This window comes from Stenotrophomonas sp. PS02301, assembly GCF_029959485.1.
Taxonomy (GTDB): Bacteria; Pseudomonadota; Gammaproteobacteria; order Xanthomonadales; family Xanthomonadaceae; genus Stenotrophomonas; species Stenotrophomonas maltophilia_Z.
The window spans coordinates 1-1,075 of sequence record NZ_JASCOO010000197.1; the positions used below are offsets into that span (position 1 = coordinate 1).

Genomic DNA, 1,075 nt, shown 5'->3' on the forward strand with positions numbered 1-1,075 from the left:
TCGTTCTTCTTATACCTCCCCTGCGGCCGCGGCGCCCCGCCCCCCCCCCCCCACTACCGGTCGGTGGGCGACATCTGAGACGTAGCGGCCAACGGTCGCTACCTACCGATGGGCCCGGGCCCACCGGTCGTTGTCACGCCAGCCAGACCTGGCCGTCGCGCACCTGCACGGACACCGCGCGCAGGCGATCACCGCGACACGGGCCGGCCACGCAATCACCGTTGTCCAACGAGAACGAGGCGCCATGCGCTGCGCACACCAGATGGCCGTCCTTGCTTTTCAGGAACTGCCCCGGGGCCCAGTCCAACCGGCGGCCCGCGTGCGGGCAGATGTTCAGCCACGCGCGCACCTGGTCACCCTCGCGGTACAACACCACCGATTCGCTGTCGCCCTCGATGGTGGCATCGGTTTCGGCGAAACCCCCGTCGGCCATGGCATCCAGGGCGATGATGGCGGTGGCGGTGGACTCTGGAACGGACATGGCATCTACAACAGGCAGTGGAAGCACAGTGTCTCACGCACTCATGTCACTGGCTCCCGGATGAATACAAGTCATTGATTTGAAATGAACACGCGGTACGTTTAACGACTTTTTCACTCAATGACAAAAGCCAGCACGGATACTCGTCCACTGCTGACCTCAGCCAAAAAGAGTGCCATGTACAGCCGCATCTTCCAGTTCAACCAGTTCCGTGCCCTGTTCGCGCCGCGCAAGCCGCGCCACCCGTTGGTGCGCGTCGCGGTCGGTCTGTTGGGCCTGGCGATCCTGGCCGCGCTGGTGTTCGTGGGTGTGTTCGTGGGCGCGGCGATGATCATCGCCGGTCTGGCATGGAAGCTGCTCGCCCAGCGCAAGAGTGCGCGCACCGTTCCGTCGCAGGTCGTGGACGGCGAGTACCGGGTGGTCCGCAAGCAGGCCTTGCCGATGTCGCGTTGATCCACGCGCATTGCTCCTGATGACGGCCGCGCCCTGCGCGGCCGTTTCTGTTTGTGGCGGCGGGAAAACGCTCTAGACTGCGGCGAAACCTCTCCACAGGACGCGCGCATGCCCCATGTAATCCCCACGCCCCAGCAGCCC

2 protein-coding genes are annotated in these 1,075 nt (G+C 64.9%); one reads left to right on the forward strand and one right to left on the reverse strand.

The genetic code is table 11. From position 1 onward, the window contains the following. Positions 1-133 precede the first annotated feature (133 nt). Positions 134-481: a Rieske (2Fe-2S) protein gene (locus tag QMX81_RS20890; protein ID WP_282264401.1), complete on the reverse strand. Its 348-nt coding sequence runs from the start codon at positions 479-481 to the stop codon at positions 134-136. Between the two features lie 177 nt (positions 482-658). Between QMX81_RS20890 and QMX81_RS20895 the strand changes: the two genes are divergently transcribed. Then, positions 659-934: a hypothetical protein gene (locus tag QMX81_RS20895; RefSeq protein ID WP_121039319.1), complete on the forward strand. Its 276-nt coding sequence runs from the start codon at positions 659-661 to the stop codon at positions 932-934. Positions 935-1,075 lie beyond the last annotated feature (141 nt).

Bases quoted from the DNA above. Each gene is read 5' to 3' on its own strand.
- QMX81_RS20895 (WP_121039319.1), top strand. From the start codon at position 659: ATGTACAGCCGCATCTTCCAGTTCAACCAGTTCCGTGCCCTGTTCGCG.
- QMX81_RS20890 (WP_282264401.1), bottom strand. From the start codon at position 481: ATGTCCGTTCCAGAGTCCACCGCCACCGCCATCATCGCCCTGGATGCC.